The organism is Pseudomonas sp. DWRC2-2 (genome assembly GCF_049897885.1).
Taxonomy (GTDB): domain Bacteria; phylum Pseudomonadota; class Gammaproteobacteria; order Pseudomonadales; family Pseudomonadaceae; genus Aquipseudomonas; species Aquipseudomonas azotoformans_A.
This window is the reverse complement of record NZ_JAFCXD010000004.1, coordinates 443,599-460,228: the sequence shown is the minus strand read 5'-3', so window position 1 is coordinate 460,228 and position 16,630 is coordinate 443,599. Positions and strand designations below refer to the sequence as shown.

Annotated in this window: 16 protein-coding genes; 6 read left to right on the top strand and 10 right to left on the bottom strand. The window is 61.7% G+C overall.

Going from position 1 to position 16,630, the window contains the following annotated elements; genetic code table 11:
* Positions 1-46 precede the first annotated feature (46 nt).
* Genes miaA through ACP7EW_RS20900 form a run of 5 tightly spaced genes read right to left on the bottom strand, consistent with a single transcriptional unit; the run spans position 47 to position 5,689 of the window.
* On the bottom strand, positions 47-1,018 hold the full coding sequence (miaA, locus tag ACP7EW_RS20920; RefSeq protein WP_314524886.1) for a tRNA (adenosine(37)-N6)-dimethylallyltransferase MiaA: 972 nt from the start codon (positions 1,016-1,018) through the stop codon (positions 47-49).
* Positions 1,018-2,934, bottom strand: a complete 1,917-nt coding sequence (mutL, locus tag ACP7EW_RS20915; RefSeq protein ID WP_426219392.1) for a DNA mismatch repair endonuclease MutL — start codon at positions 2,932-2,934, stop codon at positions 1,018-1,020. Before mutL ends, miaA begins: the two co-directional genes overlap by 1 nt.
* Positions 2,934-4,355: an N-acetylmuramoyl-L-alanine amidase gene (locus ACP7EW_RS20910; RefSeq protein ID WP_033898464.1), complete on the bottom strand. Its 1,422-nt coding sequence runs from the start codon at positions 4,353-4,355 to the stop codon at positions 2,934-2,936. The genes mutL and ACP7EW_RS20910 overlap by 1 nt, the downstream gene beginning before the upstream one ends.
* A gap of 15 nt (positions 4,356-4,370) precedes the next feature.
* On the bottom strand, positions 4,371-4,841 hold the full coding sequence (gene tsaE, locus ACP7EW_RS20905; RefSeq protein WP_426219389.1) for a tRNA (adenosine(37)-N6)-threonylcarbamoyltransferase complex ATPase subunit type 1 TsaE: 471 nt from the start codon (positions 4,839-4,841) through the stop codon (positions 4,371-4,373).
* The gene (locus ACP7EW_RS20900) at positions 4,829-5,689 is read right to left on the bottom strand and encodes an NAD(P)H-hydrate dehydratase (RefSeq protein ID WP_426219387.1); all 861 of its coding nucleotides are present in this window, start codon (positions 5,687-5,689) and stop codon (positions 4,829-4,831) included. The genes tsaE and ACP7EW_RS20900 overlap by 13 nt, the downstream gene beginning before the upstream one ends.
* A gap of 63 nt (positions 5,690-5,752) precedes the next feature.
* On the opposite strand from ACP7EW_RS20900, the gene queG reads away from it, so the two are divergent.
* Positions 5,753-6,817, top strand: coding sequence for a tRNA epoxyqueuosine(34) reductase QueG (queG, locus tag ACP7EW_RS20895; protein ID WP_426219385.1), 1,065 nt, complete (start codon positions 5,753-5,755; stop codon positions 6,815-6,817).
* Here queG and ACP7EW_RS20890 read toward each other — a convergent pair.
* Together ACP7EW_RS20890 and orn are read right to left on the bottom strand one after the other, a co-directional pair.
* The gene (locus ACP7EW_RS20890; RefSeq protein ID WP_028615507.1) at positions 6,814-7,428 is read right to left on the bottom strand and encodes a trimeric intracellular cation channel family protein; all 615 of its coding nucleotides are present in this window, start codon (positions 7,426-7,428) and stop codon (positions 6,814-6,816) included. The genes queG and ACP7EW_RS20890 overlap by 4 nt on opposite strands.
* A 63-nt stretch (positions 7,429-7,491) precedes the next feature.
* Positions 7,492-8,034 carry an oligoribonuclease gene (gene orn, locus ACP7EW_RS20885; RefSeq protein WP_003171343.1) on the bottom strand — a complete coding sequence of 181 codons (543 nt, stop codon included), beginning with the start codon at positions 8,032-8,034 and terminating at the stop codon, positions 7,492-7,494.
* Between the two features lie 108 nt (positions 8,035-8,142).
* On the opposite strand from orn, the gene rsgA reads away from it, so the two are divergent.
* Entirely contained in the window at positions 8,143-9,174 is a 1,032-nt protein-coding gene (gene rsgA / locus ACP7EW_RS20880) for a small ribosomal subunit biogenesis GTPase RsgA (protein WP_025858074.1), read from the top strand.
* Between the two features lie 286 nt (positions 9,175-9,460).
* Positions 9,461-9,856, top strand: a complete 396-nt coding sequence (locus ACP7EW_RS20875; protein ID WP_426219382.1) for a type II toxin-antitoxin system PemK/MazF family toxin — start codon at positions 9,461-9,463, stop codon at positions 9,854-9,856.
* A 62-nt stretch (positions 9,857-9,918) separates the two neighbouring features.
* Here ACP7EW_RS20875 and motB read toward each other — a convergent pair whose 3' ends face one another.
* Together motB and motA are read right to left on the bottom strand one after the other, a co-directional pair.
* On the bottom strand, positions 9,919-10,938 hold the full coding sequence (motB, locus tag ACP7EW_RS20870) for a flagellar motor protein MotB (RefSeq protein ID WP_033898472.1): 1,020 nt from the start codon (positions 10,936-10,938) through the stop codon (positions 9,919-9,921).
* A gap of 3 nt (positions 10,939-10,941) precedes the next feature.
* Positions 10,942-11,793 (bottom strand): flagellar motor stator protein MotA, encoded by an 852-nt coding sequence (motA, locus tag ACP7EW_RS20865; protein ID WP_016976894.1) that lies wholly within the window; start codon positions 11,791-11,793, stop codon positions 10,942-10,944.
* A 166-nt stretch (positions 11,794-11,959) separates the two neighbouring features.
* Here motA and ACP7EW_RS20860 point away from each other — a divergent pair, with 166 nt between their 5' ends.
* The 3 genes from ACP7EW_RS20860 to asd are packed head-to-tail and all read left to right on the top strand — an operon-like array spanning position 11,960 to position 15,244.
* Positions 11,960-13,495, top strand: a complete 1,536-nt coding sequence (locus ACP7EW_RS20860; protein ID WP_426219379.1) for an HDOD domain-containing protein — start codon at positions 11,960-11,962, stop codon at positions 13,493-13,495.
* A 57-nt stretch (positions 13,496-13,552) separates the two neighbouring features.
* The gene (locus tag ACP7EW_RS20855) at positions 13,553-14,368 is read left to right on the top strand and encodes a rhodanese-like domain-containing protein (protein WP_426219377.1); all 816 of its coding nucleotides are present in this window, start codon (positions 13,553-13,555) and stop codon (positions 14,366-14,368) included.
* Positions 14,369-14,383: 15 nt separating this feature from the next.
* The gene (asd, locus tag ACP7EW_RS20850) at positions 14,384-15,244 is read left to right on the top strand and encodes an archaetidylserine decarboxylase (protein WP_033898477.1); all 861 of its coding nucleotides are present in this window, start codon (positions 14,384-14,386) and stop codon (positions 15,242-15,244) included.
* A 49-nt stretch (positions 15,245-15,293) separates the two neighbouring features.
* Here the strand turns inward: asd and serB are convergent, their stop codons facing one another.
* Positions 15,294-16,508, bottom strand: coding sequence for a phosphoserine phosphatase SerB (gene serB / locus ACP7EW_RS20845; RefSeq protein ID WP_028615502.1), 1,215 nt, complete (start codon positions 16,506-16,508; stop codon positions 15,294-15,296).
* Positions 16,509-16,630 lie beyond the last annotated feature (122 nt).

The following is a 16,630-nucleotide window of genomic DNA, read 5'->3' as shown; positions in this document are numbered from 1 at the left end:
GCTTATGGCCGTCACACCCCCAAGGATAGACGGCAATTGCAAGGACTCAGCTCAATATGGAGACCGTTCCCAAGTATTTCAAGGCGCGTGACAGATTGTCGCTGTCCAGGCTGTCCAGCCAGTGCAAATCGCTCCAGCTGCGCAACCAGGTGAACTGGCGTTTCGCCAATTGGCGCGTGGCAATGATGCCGCGCTCCTGCATTTCGGCTGACGTCAGCTTGCCATCCAGATGATCCCAGACTTGGCGGTAGCCTACAGCACGTATCGAAGGTAACCCTGGATGCAGGTCACCTCTGGAACGCAGAGCTACGACCTCGTCCACAAACCCCTGTTCCAACATAATTGTGAATCTTTGTGCAATTCGATCATGCAGCACCTGGCGATTTGCCGGAGCGATGGCCAGATTCGCCACAGTATAGGGCAATTGTGACGCGCCAGATGCGCCTGCATCAGCACTTTGCGCACTTTGTTTCAGGCGATGTTCAGTCATGGTCTGCCCGCTCACGCGCCAGACTTCCAGGGCGCGAGTGAGGCGCTGGGGGTCATTGGGGTGAATGCGCGCGGCGGACACCGGGTCCACGGCGGCCAACTGGTCGTGCAAGGCTTGCCAGCCAAGGCGTAGAGCCTCTTCTTCAAGCTCGGCGCGCACCTGGGCGTCGGCCGGCGGCATATCCGCCAGGCCTTCCTGCAAAGCCTTGTAATAGAGCATCGTGCCGCCCACCAGCAGCGGAATATTGCCCCGCGCAGTAATGTCGGCCATCGCCGCCAGGGCGTCGGTGCGGAAATCCGCCGCCGAATAGCTCTCTGACGGGTCGATGATGTCAATCAGCTTATGCGGATATTGGGCCAACAGCTCCTTGGAAGGCTTGGCCGTGCCGATATCCATGTCCCGGTAAACCAGGGCAGAGTCGACACTGATCAGCTCGCACGGCAGCACCTTGGTCAGCTCGATGGCCAGGTCGGTCTTGCCGGCGGCCGTGGGGCCCATCAGGAAGATCGCGGGGGGCAAGGCACTCATCAACGGCCGCGCAAGAACAGTTTGTCCAGATCGTCCAGGCCCATCTGGGTCCAGGTCGGTCGGCCATGGTTGCATTGCCCGCTGCGTTCGGTGTTTTCCATGTCGCGCAGCAGACCGTTCATTTCCGGCAGGGCCAGGCGGCGATTGGCGCGGATGGCGCCGTGGCAGGCCATGGTGCCGAGCAACTCGTTGATGTGCGCCTGGATACGGTCACTGGTGCCGTATTCCATCAGGTCCGCCAGCACGTCGGCGACCAGGCGGTTGGCCTCGGCCTGCTTGAGCAGCGCGGGAATCTGGCGGATGGCCAGGGTTTCCGGGCCCAGACGCTGCAATTCAAAGCCCAGCTTCTGGAACACACCGTGGTGTTCTTCGGCACAATCGGCCTCACGCTGACTGACGGCCAGGGACTCCGGCACCAGCAGCGGCTGGCCGCTGAGGCCTTCGCTGGCCATGGCGATTTTGAGGCGTTCGTACATGATTCGCTCGTGGGCGGCGTGCATGTCCACCAGCACCAGGCCGTGGGCGTTTTCCGCCAGGATGTAGATACCCTTGAGCTGCGCCAACGCGTAGCCCAGCGGCGGGATATCTCCGCCACCTTCCGGCAAGGCCACAGGCGCGCCCGGCTCGGCACCCGGCAGCGGCGCGAAAAACTCGCGATAGGCCGCCTGGGCCTCAGCTACCGGTACTGCTGACTGCGGGCGCGGCGTGTATTGGTATTGATAACCCGAGCCGGCGCCAGCATTCGGCGCGGTATAGGCAGGTTGCGACTGCGGCGATTGCAGCAGGTTGGCCGCCAGGCTCATTTCACCCTGGGGGCCGAACTCGCCAGCTTCCGGGCCACTCGGGCGGACCACTGCGGTCACAATGGGCGCGGACAGCTGATCATCCGGACGCACATCACCCAGGGTGCGGTGCAGAGTGCCGTACAGGAAATCATGCACCATGCGCCCATCACGGAAGCGCACTTCGTGCTTGGTCGGGTGCACGTTGACGTCCACCACCGACGGGTCGACCTCAAAGAACAACACAAACGTTGGGTGACGCCCGTTGAACAGCACGTCGCGATAGGCCTGGCGCACCGCGTGGGCCACCAGTTTGTCGCGCACCGCACGGCCGTTCACAAAGAAGTACTGCAAGTCCGCCTGGCTGCGGGAGAAGGTCGGCAAACCGACCCAACCCCACAGGCGCAGGCCATTGCGCTCGATTTCAATCGGCAGCGCCTGCTCCAGGAAGCCCGGCCCGCAAATCGCTGACACCCGGCGAGCACGCGCGGCGTCATCGTGGGCTTCGTGCAGGCTGAGGATGGTCTTGCCATTATGCCGCAGGTGGAATGCCACATCGAAGCGGGCCAGGGCCAGGCGCTTGATGACTTCCTGCAGGTGATCGAATTCGGTTTTCTCGGCCTTGAGGAATTTGCGCCGCGCCGGGGTGTTGAAGAACAGGTCGCGCACTTCCACCGACGTACCGACGGGATGGGCTGCCGGCTGGACCCGAGGCGCCATGTCGCGACCTTCGGTTTCCACCTGCCAGGCCTGCTCGGCGCTGCGGGTACGGGACGTCAGGGTCAGGCGCGCCACGGAGCTGATGGACGCCAGCGCCTCACCGCGAAAGCCCAGGCTCATCACCCGCTCAAGGTCTTCCAGGTCGCGAATCTTGCTGGTGGCGTGACGGGCCAGGGCCAGCGGCAGGTCGTCGGACGAGATACCGCTGCCATCATCCCGCACGCGCAGCAGCTTGACGCCGCCCTGCTCCACGTCGACATCAATGCGCTTGGCGCCGGAGTCGATGCTGTTTTCCAGCAACTCCTTGATCACCGATGCCGGACGCTCCACCACCTCGCCCGCCGCAATCTGGTTGGCAAGGCGCGGGCTGAGCAGTTCGATGCGTGAGCCGTTATCCAGGATCGAGTCGCTCATTACTGCGCCGCCAATTCGGTACCAGGGATGGTCAACACCTGGCCGACTTTCAATTCATCGGTCTTCAGGTTGTTGGCGCTGCGCAAGGTAGCGGCCGACACCTGGAAACGCACAGCCAGCATGGCCAGGGTGTCGCCGGGCTGCACGCGATGGTCGCGCGGGCCCTGGGCGATTTTCCCGGAGTCACGCAGCCAGGCGATGTAGGTGCCCGGTGGCGGATTCTGCTGGAAGAACTGGCGCACACCGGCGCTGATGGAGCGCGCCAGCGCTTGCTGATGGCTGGCGCTGGCCAGCTTCGAGGCCTCGTTGGAGTTGGAGATAAACCCGGTTTCCACCAGGATCGATGGGATATCTGGCGACTTCAACACCATGAATCCTGCTTGTTCCACGCGCTGTTTGTGCAGCGAGGTGACCCGGCCGATGTTACTCAGGACCTTCTGGCCCACGTTCAAGCTGGACGTCAGCGAAGCGGTCATCGACAGGTCGAGCAGTACGCCGGCGAGCATTTTGTCTTTGTCATCAAGGGAGACGTTACCCGCCCCGCCGATCAAGTCGGAACGGTTTTCACTGTCGGCCAGCCAGCGGGCGGTCTCAGACGTCGCGCCGCGATCCGACAGGGCAAACACCGAGGCGCCAAAGGCTGCGGTAGAAGGCGCGGCGTCGGCATGGATCGACACGAACAGGTCAGCACCTTTCTTGCGGGCAATTTCGGTACGGCCGCGCAACGGAATGAAGTAGTCGCCGGTACGGGTCAGCTCAGCGCGGTAGCCTTTCATCGCGTTGATCTGGCGCTGCAGTTCACGGGCAATCGCCAGCACCACGTCTTTTTCATGCTGGCCGCGTGAGCCGGAGGCACCGGGGTCTTCGCCGCCGTGACCGGCGTCGATCACCACGATAATGTCACGCTTGCCGGCGGGAGCCGGTGGCGGCGGAGGCAGCTTGACCTGTGGTTGCGACGGGTTGACCGGCACCGCCGGGACAGTCGCGACGCTTGGCGGCGGTGCAGGCGGCGGGTTGGCATCGGCGGCATTGTCGAACAGGTCGACCACCAACCGGTTGCCGTACTGGGCGTTGGGCGCCAAGGAGAAGCTTTTCGGGGTCACGACCTTTTTCAGGTCGATCACCACACGCAGATCAGTCGGCGTGCGCTGGGCCGAGCGCATGGCGGTAATCGGGGTATTGGCAGTGGAGACTTTCAACGGCGCGGCCAGGGTCGCGCCGTTGATGTCGATCACCAGGCGATCAGGCGCCGTCAGGGTAAAGACGCTGTGCTGGACCGGGCCAGACAGGTCGAACACCAGTCGCGTGTTATCCGGCGCTCGCCACAGGCGAACACTCTTCACCTGTGAAGCAGCCAGAGCATTGACAGTCATTGCCGCAAGCAACACCCCCACGACAGCAACCAACGCGCGAAAGCGCATACCTAACCCCACCAATTATTTGAATTCCAATGCCAAAGCGGCGCACCACGACTGGCCGCGCGCGCTCTGGGGCAACAACTTCAACTGACGTCCATGCTCATGCGGCGTAATGGTAATGGTCATGTCAGGCTTTGGCAAAAAGCCTGTGCCTTTATCTGGCCACTCGATCAGGCACAACGCATCTTCATCGAAGTAATCCCGGATCCCCATATATTCGAGTTCTTCGGGGTCCACCAGACGATAAAGGTCAAAGTGGAAGGCGCGCACTGCGCCGATCTCGTAGGGTTCTACCAGGGTGAACGTAGGGCTTTTTACTGCCGCTGTATGGCCCAACCCTCGGATAATCCCTCGGGATAGCGTGGTCTTGCCCGCCCCCAAGTCACCTTCCAGAAAGATCAGCCCCGCACCCGCCGTCACCTGCGCAATGCGTTGCCCAAACGCAACCATGGCCTCTTCATCGGCCAGGAAAAGGATTACTTCAGACACGGCGATTGCTCCTCCAGCAATTGACGAATGGCGGGTATCAAGTCGCTGGCAGCCAAGCCGCGACCAAAAGTGCCCTGGCGATCACCCGCCGTGGCATGCAACCAAACCGCCAGGCAGCTTGCCTCATAGGCCGGCATGCCCTGGGCAAGCAATGCGCCCACCAGCCCGGCCAGGACATCACCGAGCCCCGCCGTTGCCATCGCCGGATGGCCTTGGTCACACCGTGAAACACGTCCGTCCGGGCTGGCAATCAAACTGCCAGCCCCCTTGAGGATAGCCACTGCATTGAATTTCTGAGTCAACGCGCGCGCCACCTTAAGACGATCGGCCTGAACCTCGGCTGTCGAAAGGCCCAACAACCGCGCAGCCTCCCCCGGATGCGGGGTGATCACGCTGTTGGCTGGCAAGCTGATGCCGCCATTGGCGAGCTGATTCAAGGCGTCGGCATCCCAGACTTGCGGCTGCTTGGCGTTGGCGGCGACGGACAGCAGGCTTTTGCCCCAGGACGCTTCACCCAGCCCAGGCCCGATCACAATGACCGAGATCTTTTCCAACAAGCCCATCAGTTGGTTGGCCGAGCTGACGCCGACGGTCATGACTTCCGGCAAGCGGGCCAAAGCGGCTGGCACGTGTTCTGGGCGCGTCGCCAGGGACACCATGCCCGCGCCACTGCGCAAGGCACTTTCGGTGCTCAGCAAGGCGGCGCCGCCAAAGCCGTGGTCACCGCCAATGACCAACAGGTGGCCAAACTGGCCTTTATGGGCGTCCGGCGAACGGGCCGCCAGTTGCGGCAAATGGCCGTGCAACAGGGGCTGTACGTCGGTTATTGCGTGTTTTGTCTGCGGCATGCGTCTTCAAGCTCCGATGTCTGGCAGAATTATACGCATCTAACCTGTGGTTTCCCGTGTCTCATGCCTGCTATTACGTCCGATCTGCCCGCCCTCGCCCAATCGATCAAAGACTGGGGCCGCGAGCTGGGCTTTCAACAAGTCGGCATCAGCGGCCTGGACCTGGCCGAGCATGAGCAGCACCTGCAACGCTGGCTCGACGCGGGCTACCACGGCGAGATGGACTACATGGGCGCCCATGGCAGCAAACGCTCCCATCCCGACGAACTGGTGCCGGGCACCTTGCGCGTGGTGTCGCTGCGCATGGATTACCTGCCGGGCGACACGCAAATGGCCCAATTGCTGGCCAAGCCAGAAAAAGCCTACATTTCGCGTTACGCCCTGGGCCGTGACTACCACAAGCTGATCCGCAAGCGCGTGCAGCAACTGGCTGATCGCATTCAAGCGCAGATCGGCCCGTTCGGTTTCCGCGCCTTTGTCGACAGCGCGCCCGTGCTGGAAAAAGCCATCGCCGAAAAAGCCGGGCTGGGCTGGATCGGTAAAAACACCCTGGTCCTTAATCGAAAGGCCGGCAGTTACTTCTTCCTCAGCGAATTATTCGTCGACCTGCCGCTGCCGATCGACGCGCCCCACAGCACCGAACACTGCGGCCGCTGCACCGCTTGCCTGGATATCTGCCCCACCAACGCCTTCGTCGGCCCCTATGTATTGGACGCGCGGCGCTGTATCTCCTACCTGACCATCGAGCTCAAGAACGCAATCCCAGAGGACTTGCGCCCACTGATCGGCAATCGGGTATTCGGCTGTGATGACTGTCAGATCGTATGCCCATGGAATCGTTTCGCCCGCTCCACCGCCGAAAGCGATTTCAAACCGCGCCACAACCTGGATAACGCGGAGCTGGCCGAACTGTTTATGTGGGACGAGGATAAATTCCTCAGCAGTACCGAGGGCTCACCGCTGCGTCGTGCCGGCTACGAGCGCTGGCTGCGCAACCTGGCGGTGGGCCTGGGCAATGCGCCGTCGAGCATTCCGGTGCTGGAAGCCTTGAAGGCGCGCCGGGATTACCCGTCGGAGCTGGTGCGCGAACACGTGGAATGGGCGCTGAACCAGCACGCTAAGCGCTAGTGCACGTCGTCGTTGTAGACGAACTTGGGCATTTCCCAGTGAAAACGGATCGCCAGCAGCCGCAATAAAAAGCCGCTGAACAGGGTCAGCAGGATCGACTGCTCGCTGGGCAGTTCCAGATAAAGGCAGAGCATGTAGAACCAGGCGGCGAGGAACGACACGCTGGCGTACAGCTCGCGGCGGAAGATCAGCGGGATGTCGTTACAGAAGATGTCGCGCAGGATGCCACCGAAAACCCCAGTGATCACACCACTGACCGACGCCACCAGCATGCCGTGGCCCATCTCCAACGCGGTCATGCAACCAATCAGGGTGAAGGCCACCAGGCCCACGGCGTCCAGCGCCAGGAACAGCGAGCGCAGGCGACGCATCAGCGGTGCAATAAAGATCGTCACCAGCGCGGCAATCGAGGTCAGCACCAGGTATTCCGGGTGCTTGACCCAGGTCAGCGGGTAATGCCCAAGCAGCACGTCACGCACCGAACCGCCCCCCAACGCCGTCACACACGCGATCAGCACTACGCCAAACCAGTCCATGCCGCGTCGCCCGGCCGACAGCGCGCCGGTCATGGCTTCGGCGGTGATGGCGATGAGGTAGAGCATCAGCAGCATGAGGGCGATCCTTGCATTGAGGCCGGCAGTCTAATCATTTGCTGACGGCACCAAAAGGGGGCGTCACGCTTTGATGAAATGCTTGCGGTAATGCTGCAACTCGGCAATCGACTCGCGAATATCATCCAGCGCCAAATGCGTGCTGCCTTTATGGAAGCTGTCTTTGACTTCCGGCGCCCAACGCGCAGCCAGCTCTTTAAGCGTCGACACATCCAGGTTGCGGTAATGGAAGTAGCTTTCCAGCCCTTTCATGTGGGTATAAAGGAAGCGACGGTCCTGGCAGATGCTGTTGCCGCAGATCGGCGACTTGCCCTTGGGCACCCATTTTTCCAGGAAGGCAATGGTCTCGGCTTCGGCTTCGGCCATGCTGATGCGGCTGTCGCGCACACGCTGGGTCAGGCCGGAGTTGCCGTGGGTACGGGTGTTCCACTCATCCATGGTGGCAAGGACGGCATCGCTGTGGTGGATGGCGATCACCGGACCTTCGGCCAAGGTGTTGAGGTTGCTGTCGGTGACAATCGTTGCCATCTCGATGATGACGTCGGTGTCGGGGTTCAGACCGGTCATTTCCAGATCGATCCAAATCAGGTTCTGTGGGTTTTGCATGGCTTGATTCTCTTGGCACCTTGGCGTAGCTGCGCAGTTTAGCAGGCGGGGGCGTGCTAGACTCGCGACCGTTTTACCCAACCTTTGCATTATCGACACGGAACACCAATGGCCAAACGCCAGCTCAACCGTCGCCAAAACTGGCGCATCGAAAAGATTCAAGGTGAACGCGCCGCTCGCGCCGCCAAACGTGAATCCTCCGCCGTGGAAGCGCTTGAAGGCGGCGACCTGGGTCCTGAACAAACGGGCCTGGTGATCGCGCACTTTGGTGTGCAGGTCGAAGTCGAGGCGCTCGAAGGCGAACTCGCAGGCCAAGTGTTCCGTTGCCACTTGCGCGCCAACCTGCCTGCTCTGGTGACCGGCGACCAAGTGGTCTGGCGTGCCGGCAACCAGGGCATCGGCGTGATTGTTGCCCAGTTGCCACGCACCACCGAACTGCGCCGCCCCGACAGCCGTGGCCAGCTCAAGCCGGTGGCGGCCAACGTCGACATGATCGTCATCGTGTTCGCGCCACTACCCGAGCCCCATGCCAACCTGATCGACCGCTACCTGGTCGCAGCCGAGCACGCTGGCATCCGCCCACTGTTGCTGTTGAACAAATTCGACCTGATCGACGAGCAGAACGCCCCGGCGCTGAATGCCCTGCTGGCGGTGTACCGCACGCTCGGCTACCCGGTGCTGGAAGTCTCGGCGCATCACGGCAATGGCATGGAGCAGCTGCAACAGCAGTTGGACGGACGCATCAGCGTGTTTGTCGGCCAGTCGGGCGTGGGTAAATCCTCGCTGGTCAACAGCCTGCTGCCGGAAGTCGACACCCGCGTGGGCCCGCTGTCGGAACTGTCCGGCCAGGGCACCCACACCACCACCACCGCGCGCCTGTTCCACTTCCCCGGCGGCGGTGAGCTGATCGACTCCCCCGGTATCCGCGAATTCGGCCTCGGCCACGTCAGCCGCAGCGATGTGGAAGCGGGCTTCATCGAATTCAACGACCTGATCGGCACCTGCCGCTTCCGCGACTGCAAACACGACCGAGAGCCGGGCTGTGCATTGCTCAAGGCGCTGGAGGATGGGCGTGTGCAGCAGCAGCGGATGAACAGCTATCGGTCGATTATTGCGAGCTTGCCGGAGAGCAGTTACTGAGCCGCCATGCCTTGATACACATAAAGTAAGGCAGAGGTCGGCCTAGTCCATTGATTTAACGGGGTTTGGCATCAAGAATTCAGGACAACTGGGCGGCCAGTCGACACGAGCCAGCTTGAATTCGGAATTTCTGATGCGCATAATTGCTCCGTCACCAGCGAAAGCTGGCAGGAGTCTGGATCCTTTTCGGGGTTGATCCAGCGGCGCAGAAGGGGCGAAGCAAGCTCCACTGCGTGTCGAATGAAGCCGCCTTCGGGCGGCTTTGCTTTTTGTGGGGAATTAACGATTGCCTCTCTTCTATCACCCCAAACAAGGCGATGTGCTGCTCTGCGACTTCACACGAGGCTTTGTTGCACCAGAAATGTTGAAGATCCGCAAAGTCGTAGTGATATCCCCGACAGCTACCCACAACCGCAAGCTCTGCACGGTAGTGCCGATCTCTTCTACCGCTCCCGAGATACAGCACGACTGGCACCATTTACTTCACACCAATCCACTTCTAACGGATGGCTATAAAGAGCTGTGGGTGAAGTGCGACATGATTTACACCGTCAGCTTCGAGCGGCTCGACAAGCTTCACAGGAAGACCCGTTCCAAAGGGCGAGAGTACTTCGTACCGAGGTTATGTACCGACGACATGCAAGGCGTGATCAGCGGTGTGAAAGCCTATCTTCCGCTCTGACGGATACGAAAACGCCCCAATGAGTTGGGGCGTTTTCACCGACGAAGTTTGTCGAAAAGGGCCTACGACCCGGTACCCGGCACCGTAGGATCCTTCACCCCACCATCATCAAACAAGTTCAGCTTCTGACGCAGTTCATGCGCCGGCAACGGCTCCTGTCCTGGTGGAATCGCGTTCGGATCGGCCGGGACCTCTCCCGGCGCGCCTGCGCCTGGGGTAGGTTGCGGCGTCGGCGGCTGATCACCCTCAATCGCACGCTGAGCCTTTTTGGTCAGCACCACGATATCGATCCGGCGGTTGACCGGGTTGAACGGGTCTTGATGATCAAACAGCTGCGACGAAGCAAACCCCACCACGCGCGCCACTTGCGGGTCCGGATAACTGCCGGCAACCAGCGCCCGGCGCGCGGCGTTGGCGCGGTTGGCCGAGAGTTCCCAGTTGCCGAAATCACCCTGGCCCGCGTATGGCTTGGCATCGGTGTGGCCGCTGATGCTGATCTTGTTCGGCACCGCCTTGATGGTGTCGGCCATGGCCAGCAGGATGTCTTCAAAGTACGGCTTCAAGCGCGCACTGCCGGAGTCGAACATCGGCCGGTTGGCCGCGTCGGTGATCTGGATGCGCAGGCCTTCGGGCGTGATTTCGAAGGAAATCTGGTCCTTGAATTTCAGCAGTTGCGGGTTTTCTTCGACCTTGGTCTGCAGCTCTTGCAGCAGCAGCTCAAGGCGCTCCTGCTCGACCTGCTCAGCCATGGACTCGACGGTGTCGCGCTCGATCGGGATTTTCTCCTGGGGCGACTCGGTCTTGATTTCCGGGTTGATGGTGCGCTCAGGCGCCAGTTGCGGCGAGCCACCCAGGTCGATCACGAAGGGCGTGCCGCTTTCCGAGAAACCAATCGGGTCTTTGAAGTAGCCGGCGATGGCGATCTTCTGTTCCGGCGTGGCGGTGGACATCAGCCACAGCACCAGGAAGAACGCCATCATCGCCGTCGCAAAGTCGGCGAAGGCGATTTTCCAGGCGCCGCCATGGTGCCCCGCAGCGAAGCGCTTGACGCGCTTGATGATTATCGGCTGGTTGTTTTCCATGGCTTAGCGACCGCGAACCGCTTGTTCCAGCTCGGCGAAGCTTGGGCGATGTTTCGGGTACAGCACCTTGCGGCCGAATTCCACCGCCAGCGACGGCGGCATGCCGGAGGCTGAGGCGACCAAGCTGGCCTTGATCGATTCGTACAGGTTGATTTCTTCCTTGGCGTCATGGGCCAGGGAGGTCGCAAGCGGACCGAAGAAGCCGTAGGCCGCGAGAATACCGAAGAACGTACCGACCAGTGCCGCACCCACGTGCATGCCGATGGCGGCTTGGTCGCCCTCGCCCAGGGACGCCATGGTCACCACGATACCGAGTACCGCCGCGACGATACCAAAACCCGGCATACCGTCAGCGATGCCGGTCACGGCGTGGGAAGGATGCTCCAACTCTTCTTTAAGGCTGAACAACTCCATGTCGAACAGGCCTTCCAGCTCATGGGGGGCCATGTTGCCGGAGGACATGATGCGCAGATAGTCACAGATGTAGGCGGTCATGCGCTCATCTTTGAGCACAGCCGGGTACTTGGCGAAAATCGGACTGGCGGCGGCGTCTTCGATGTCGGCCTCGATGGCCATCATGCCTTCGCGGCGGCTCTTGTTGAGGATCTCGTAGACCAGCCCCAGCACTTCCAGATAGAACGTGTGAGTGAAGCGCGAACCGAACATCCCCAGCGACTTCTTGACCACGTGCATAGTCATGTAGCCGGGGTTGGCCTGCAAGAATGCGCCGAACGCCGCACCACCGATGATCAGCACTTCAAAGGGCTGGATCAACGCCGCAATTTTACCGTGGGACAGGACGTAGCCACCGAGCACACTTGCGATGACGACGATGATGCCGATAATTTTAGCCATAGGGGATGAGTACTTGCGCCGTCGGGTTCATGGACATATTGGGTGTAGCAGAAAACTCTTGTTCTACTTATCGGCAAAACTGCGCCAGACTATAGCCCGTTAAGGCGAAAAGCCAGTTCGGCCCGCTCCGGGCGTGTAGACCGCAAGTGATGATCGCGCCCCTATCATGGCTAATGAAACGACAGTCCCAAGTGCAAAACCCAACTCTCTCGCCGCTTGGATCAAGCGCCTGGACGATGTGCTGCTGCCTGTTCCACAGGCCAGTCACGACCGGGTGTGCAAAGGCATCCGCGACAGCCGCAGTTCATTGCGAGATATTGCCGATCTGATGCAAAGCAGCCCGGCGCTCGTGCTCAGCGTGATGCGCGAGGCCAACAGCCACACCCATGGCAGCCTGGCGGAACCGGCGGAAAACCTCGAAGTGGCGCTCAACCGCCTGGGCCTCAAGCGCGCCGAAGAACTGCTGGCGCGCCTGCCTTCGGTGCCGGCCAATGAGATCCCCGTGGCGCTGCGCCAACTGCTGTTGGTCAGCCAGCACGCGTCGCAGCAAGCCAACGGTTTGTTCGGCAGCCGCCTGGCGCGACTGTGGCAGGACATTCACTGGGGCAGCCTGCTGTTTCTGTCGCCGCTGTGGCCGATGGCGGTCGCCTACCCCAAGCTCCTGGAAGAATGGGAACTGCGGGTGATCCACAAAGGCCAATCGGCGCGCGAGGTCGAGCAGGCACTGTTCGGCGTGCGCCTGCTGGACCTGTGCGTCGGCCTGACCGAAGCCTGGCACCTGCCGATCTGGGTGTCCCAGGGCTATAAGCTGCTGATGAGCGAGCAGCGCTTGCTGGTCAAGGCGCTGCACATCGCCCGCGAAGACGACCCACTGCGCCACCAGCAATTGCTCGACGCCGAACCCAACCTGCGCCGCTGGTTGAACCAACCGGCCAATACCGTGCTGCTGGCCAACGGCCTGGCGATGTCGGCCCAGGAATCCTGGACCTGCCCGCACACCGAACGCTGGCAACTCCTCACAGCGCTGTACCTGCAACAGCCCCTGGGCGAGGTGCAGCAGCAGGTCCACCAGCAGGCCGTCACCAGCGCCCGCACCACCTTGATGCCTGACCTCTGGCACCCGGCGCTGTCGCTGATCTGGCCGTGGCATGTACAAAAGATTCATCGCGGCCTGCTTCCAGCGCCACCGCCCACCGCTGAGGCCCTGGCCGTGTGGCGCAAGCGCTGCACCGAACTGCTGGTGGAACCGAGCCGCTTTGCCAACGCCATGCACCTGACCACCTGCGCCAAGGAGGCCCTGGTGGCCAGTGGCATGCAGCGGGTCATGCTGTTGATGGCTGACCGCGCCATGAGCACCTTGCGTGTTCACCAGGTCGATGGCCTGCCGAAGGATGCGGCCAATTTGAGCCTGGATGTGGTCAACAGCACGCTCTTGCAGCGCTTGCTGGAAAAATCCGCGCAGGTACGCCTCAACCCTGAAAACCATGCGCAGTTCTCGGCCTTGCTGCCGCCGATCCTGCGTCGCCTGTTCACCGGCGAACACCTGTTGCTGCGCTCGCTGAGCTGTAATGGCAAGGTGGTGATGCTGATGGTGGCCGACCAAGGCGGCGGACCGTTCTCGGAAACCACCGTGCAGGCCTTCGGCAAAACCGCCCAATGCATCGAGAAAGCCCTGCACTGCTTTACCAACCGCAGCGCCTGATGCTTGCGCTACAATCGCCGTCTTTTATCGCCAACATTTGTGCCCAGGAGACCTCACATGCCTGACTTCTCTGGCTTGCCGCTGGTGATCGAATCCAGCGACCTGCTTGGTCGCCTCGATACCGAACACCTGATACTGGTGGACCTCACCAGTGCCGCCCGCTACGCCGAAGGGCATATCCCCGGCGCGCATTTCGTTGACCCAAAGCGCACCCAACTGGGCCAGCCCCCGGCGCCCGGCCTGCTGCCCAACAAGGCTGATCTTGAGAAGCTGTTCGGCGAACTGGGCCACACCCCGGACGCCACCTACGTGGTCTACGACGACGAAGGCGGCGGCTGGGCCGGGAGATTCATCTGGATGCTCGACGTGATCGGCCACCAGAAATACCACTACCTGGACGGCGGCCTGCTGGCCTGGCTGGAAGAAAAGCACCCGGTTTCCACCGACGTGCCCGCCCCCGCCGGCGGCCCGGTCAGCCTCACGTTGCACGATGGCCCCACCGCCACCCGCGAATACCTGCAAAGCCGCCTGGGTGCCGCCGACCTGGGCATCTGGGATGCACGCGGTCCGCTGGAGTATTCCGGCGAGAAGGTGCTCGCCGCCAGAGGCGGGCACATCCCCGGCGCGGTGAACTTCGAATGGACTGCCGGCATGGACAAGGCGCGCAACCTGCGTATCCGCCGCGACATGCCGCAGATCCTCGAAGACCTCGGGTTGACCAAAGACAAAGAAATCATCACCCACTGCCAGACTCACCACCGTTCTGGCTTCACCTACCTGGTGGCCAAGGCGCTCGGTTATCCGCGAGTCAAAGGTTATGCCGGTTCCTGGGGCGAATGGGGCAACCACCCCGACACCCCCGTCGAGATTTAAGGTTTAAGGACAGTTATGAAAAAGCAGTTGTTTATCCTCAGCCAGTACTTGCTGCCGCACCACTTGCTGTCGCGCCTGGCCGGTTGCATTGCCGAGTGCCGCGTGCGCTGGTTCAAGAATGCCTTCACCAGCTGGTTCGCCAAGCGTTATCAAGTGGACATGTCCCAGGCCCTGGTTGAAGACGTGACCGCCTACGAGCACTTCAACGCCTTCTTCACCCGCGCCCTGAAAGATGGCGCCCGCCCACTGGATCAAACCCCAGGCGCGGTGTTGAGCCCCGCCGATGGTGCTGTCAGCCAGTTGGGCCCGATCGAGCATGGCCGGGTGTTCCAGGCCAAGGGCCACAGTTTCAGCGTGCTGGAATTGCTGGGCGGCGACTCGGCCGTCGCGGCTCCGTTCATGGGCGGCGATTTCGCCACCATCTACCTGTCGCCAAAGGACTACCACCGCGTGCACATGCCGCTGGCCGGCACGCTGCGTGAGATGGTCTACATCCCGGGTCGCATCTTCTCGGTGAACCAGACTACCGCCGAAAACGTACCTGAGCTGTTCGCACGCAACGAACGCGTTGCCTGCATCTTCGACACCGAACGCGGCCCAATGGCCGTGGTGTTGGTGGGCGCGATGATTGTGGCGTCGATTGAAACCGTGTGGGCCGGGCTAGTGACGCCGCCGAAGCGCGAGCTGAAAACCTTCCGCTATGACGAAGCTGCGCGCGCACCGGTTCATCTGGAGAAAGGTGCGGAGCTGGGTCGCTTCAAGCTGGGTTCGACCGCGATTGTGCTGTTTGGGCCGGATCAGGTGAAGTGGGCAGAAGAGTTGGCCGCTGGCACCCCGGTACAGATGGGCCAAGGCATCGGTCTACCGAAAGCCTGATTGAAGGTGGGAGCCTGGCCTGGCTCCCACATTTACCCGTTAGAGCGAGTTACAGCTGACCGTCGCGGTCACGGAAGCCCAGCAGATACAACACGCCATCCAAGCCCAACGTCGAAATCGCCTGCTTGGCCGACTGCTTCACCAACGGCTTGGCGCGGAACGCCACACCCAACCCGGCAATTGCCAGCATCGGCAAGTCATTCGCACCGTCGCCGACCGCAATGGTCTGCTCCAGACGCAAACCTTCCTTGTGCGCCAATTCCTTGAGCAGGTCCGCCTTGCGCTGAGCGTCGACAATCGGCTCGACCGCCACGCCGGTCACCTTGCCATCCACCACTTCCAGCTCGTTGGCGAACACGTAGTCGATGCCCAGCTTGGCCTGCAATTGCTTGGCGAAGTAGGTGAAGCCACCGGACAGGATCGCGGTCTTGTAGCCCAGGCGCTTGAGTTCAGCGAACAGGGTTTCGGCGCCTTCGGTCAGGCGCAGGGAGGCGCCGATGGAGTCCAGCACGCTCACGTCCAGGCCTTTAAGCAGCGCAAGGCGCTCCTTGAAGCTGGCGCGGAAGTCCAGCTCACCGGCCATGGCGCGTTCGGTGATTTCGGAAACCTGCTCGCCCACGCCGGCCGCTTTGGCCAATTCGTCGATGACTTCGGCTTCGATCAGCGTGGAGTCCATGTCGAACACCGCTAGGCGGCGGTTGCGGCGGAACAGCGAGTCTTCTTGGAAGGCGATGTCGACGTTCAGCTCTTGGGCCACGCTGAGGAATTCGGCGCGCAGGGCTTGCGGATCGGCCGGCTCACCGCGCACGGAGAATTCGATGCAGCCCTTGCCTTTGTCAGCCGGGGTGTCCAGCGGCATGCGACCCGACAGACGGTCGATATGGTCGATATTCAGACCGTACTGCGCGGTAATGGAGCTGACGCGTTGCAATTGTTCCGCGGTGACCTTGCGGGTCAGCAGCGTCACGATATGGCGTTTCTTGCCCTGGCCAGCGACCCATTGCTGGTAGTCCTCTTCGGACACCGGGGTGAAGCGCACCTGTTGATCCAGCTTGTACGCCGTAAACAGGATGTCCTTGAGTACCGAAGACGCTTGTTCAGTGCTCGGAATCTCGACCAGGATGCCGAACGACAAGGTGTCGTGGATCACCGCCTGGCCGATGTCGAGAATGTTCACACCACCCTGGGCCAGAACGCCGGTAATGGCTGCGGTCAGACCTGGGCGGTCTTCCCCCGTGATGTTAATCAGGACAATTTCGCGCAAGGCGCACCCCCAGGCTGGAAAAAAACCGCATTCTACCCACTTTCAGTGACCATCGGGCACAGCCAGCGCTTTGCCGGTTCTAGGGCTGTCGCTATACTGCGCGTCAACTTCACGGACCAAGA

What these genes read in the sequence shown, in the direction of transcription:
- miaA (WP_314524886.1), bottom strand. Translation starts at nt 1,018, where the DNA reads ATGAGTGCCTTGCCCCCCGCGATCTTCCTGATGGGCCCCACGGCCGCC.
- mutL (WP_426219392.1), bottom strand. Translation starts at nt 2,934, where the DNA reads ATGAGCGACTCGATCCTGGATAACGGCTCACGCATCGAACTGCTCAGC.
- ACP7EW_RS20910 (WP_033898464.1), bottom strand. Translation starts at nt 4,355, where the DNA reads ATGCGCTTTCGCGCGTTGGTTGCTGTCGTGGGGGTGTTGCTTGCGGCA.
- ACP7EW_RS20900 (WP_426219387.1), bottom strand. Translation starts at nt 5,689, where the DNA reads ATGCCGCAGACAAAACACGCAATAACCGACGTACAGCCCCTGTTGCAC.
- queG (WP_426219385.1), top strand. Translation starts at nt 5,753, where the DNA reads ATGCCTGCTATTACGTCCGATCTGCCCGCCCTCGCCCAATCGATCAAA.
- ACP7EW_RS20890 (WP_028615507.1), bottom strand. Translation starts at nt 7,428, where the DNA reads ATGCTGCTGATGCTCTACCTCATCGCCATCACCGCCGAAGCCATGACC.
- orn (WP_003171343.1), bottom strand. Translation starts at nt 8,034, where the DNA reads ATGCAAAACCCACAGAACCTGATTTGGATCGATCTGGAAATGACCGGT.
- rsgA (WP_025858074.1), top strand. Translation starts at nt 8,143, where the DNA reads ATGGCCAAACGCCAGCTCAACCGTCGCCAAAACTGGCGCATCGAAAAG.
- motB (WP_033898472.1), bottom strand. Translation starts at nt 10,938, where the DNA reads ATGGAAAACAACCAGCCGATAATCATCAAGCGCGTCAAGCGCTTCGCT.
- motA (WP_016976894.1), bottom strand. Translation starts at nt 11,793, where the DNA reads ATGGCTAAAATTATCGGCATCATCGTCGTCATCGCAAGTGTGCTCGGT.
- ACP7EW_RS20860 (WP_426219379.1), top strand. Translation starts at nt 11,960, where the DNA reads ATGGCTAATGAAACGACAGTCCCAAGTGCAAAACCCAACTCTCTCGCC.
- ACP7EW_RS20855 (WP_426219377.1), top strand. Translation starts at nt 13,553, where the DNA reads ATGCCTGACTTCTCTGGCTTGCCGCTGGTGATCGAATCCAGCGACCTG.
- asd (WP_033898477.1), top strand. Translation starts at nt 14,384, where the DNA reads ATGAAAAAGCAGTTGTTTATCCTCAGCCAGTACTTGCTGCCGCACCAC.